This is a genomic window from Kitasatospora sp. NPDC091257, from assembly GCF_044757675.1.
In the GTDB taxonomy this organism is placed as follows: domain Bacteria; phylum Actinomycetota; class Actinomycetes; order Streptomycetales; family Streptomycetaceae; genus Kitasatospora; species Kitasatospora lactacystinica.
Genome location: NZ_JBIVVI010001807.1, coordinates 1 through 1,174, shown reverse-complemented (window position 1 = coordinate 1,174; position 1,174 = coordinate 1). Strand labels below are relative to the sequence as shown.

Genomic DNA, 1,174 nt, shown 5'->3' with positions numbered 1-1,174 from the left:
GGCCAGCCCCACCCCCCGGAGGGAACACCGACGGCCCCTTGCGGGAGGCAAGGGGCCGCCGACGCGACTGCCGTGCGCGGGAAGTCGGCATGGCCGACTTCCCGGAGCGCGGAGTGACCGTCCGATAAAGACGATTACCTGACGACCGCGGCGAATTCCTCGAAGCTGATCTGGCCGTCGCTGTTGTCGTCCGCGAACTTGAAGAGCGCCTCGGCGTTGGCGTCGCTCACCTTGGGGTTCTCCTGGAGGTGGGCCTTGAGCTCCGCGGCGCTGATGTAGCCGTCGCCGTCGGTGTCGATCTCGTCGAACTGGGACTTCTTGTTGTCTGCGCTGCTCATGGGATTCCTTTGATAGGAGATTCTTCCGCGGCTCCGAAGCATAGAGCACAAATCCACGAGTTCCGTCGAGGTCAATTGCGGATATTTAATGACCATAATTTGATAACTGCTTCCGTGTTCGGCTCACTCCACACCCGCGAGGCTCGGCCACGCGGCGAAGGCGGGCACCAGGGCTGCCGGAGACCCGGGATCAGGAGCCCCAACGCCCCACAACCTGCGGATCCGCGGCGGAAATTGAGCGGCGGGTTCCCACTTGTCATGACTATGGTGGCCCGATGACATCGGTCAAGCAGTTCCAGGTCACCTTCGACTGCGCGGACCCCGAGCGCGTCGCCCGCTTCTGGTGCGAGGTCCTGGGGTACGTCCCGCCGTCCCCGCCGGAGGGGTTCGACACGTGGGACGACTTCAACGCCACCCTGCCGCCCGAGGAGCGGGGCGCGTGGTTCGCCGCCAGTGACCCCACGGGCGTGGGCCCGCGCATGTACTTCCAGCGCGTCCCCGAGGGCAAGGCCGTGAAGAACCGGGTGCACCTCGACGTGCGGGTGGGCACCGGACTCGTCGGCGAGGAGCGCGTGGCGGTGCTGGAGGCCGAATGCGCCCGGCTGGTCGCGCTCGGCGCGACACGGGTGCAACTGCTGGTCGCCGATGACAAGAACGAGTCCTGCCTCGCGATGCAGGACGTCGAGGGCAACGAGTTCTGCCTCGACTGAGCGTGCTTGCCGGGATCCGGCAGGCAACTCGGCCGGATCCCGCGGAGTTCGGTCGGCGCAGGGCCGTGGGTGGCGTGGCTGGTGTGCTCGGGAGTGGACGTGAACGAACGTCCGTGACCTGGGGGG

General features: G+C 67.0%; 2 protein-coding genes. One reads left to right on the top strand and one right to left on the bottom strand.

Annotated features, from left to right (window positions below; genetic code table 11):
• Positions 1-134 precede the first annotated feature (134 nt).
• Complete coding sequence (locus ACIQOV_RS42175; RefSeq protein WP_401056539.1) at positions 135-338, bottom strand: EF-hand domain-containing protein; 204 nt, start codon at positions 336-338, stop codon at positions 135-137.
• Between the two features lie 275 nt (positions 339-613).
• On the opposite strand from ACIQOV_RS42175, the gene ACIQOV_RS42170 reads away from it, so the two are divergent.
• A complete protein-coding gene (locus ACIQOV_RS42170) occupies positions 614-1,048 on the top strand; it encodes a VOC family protein (protein WP_401056537.1) in 435 nt (144 codons plus the stop codon).
• Positions 1,049-1,174 lie beyond the last annotated feature (126 nt).

Excerpts from the sequence above, each read along its gene's own strand:
- ACIQOV_RS42175 (WP_401056539.1), bottom strand. The coding sequence starts at position 338 with ATGAGCAGCGCAGACAACAAGAAGTCCCAGTTCGACGAGATCGACACC.
- ACIQOV_RS42170 (WP_401056537.1), top strand. The coding sequence starts at position 614 with ATGACATCGGTCAAGCAGTTCCAGGTCACCTTCGACTGCGCGGACCCC.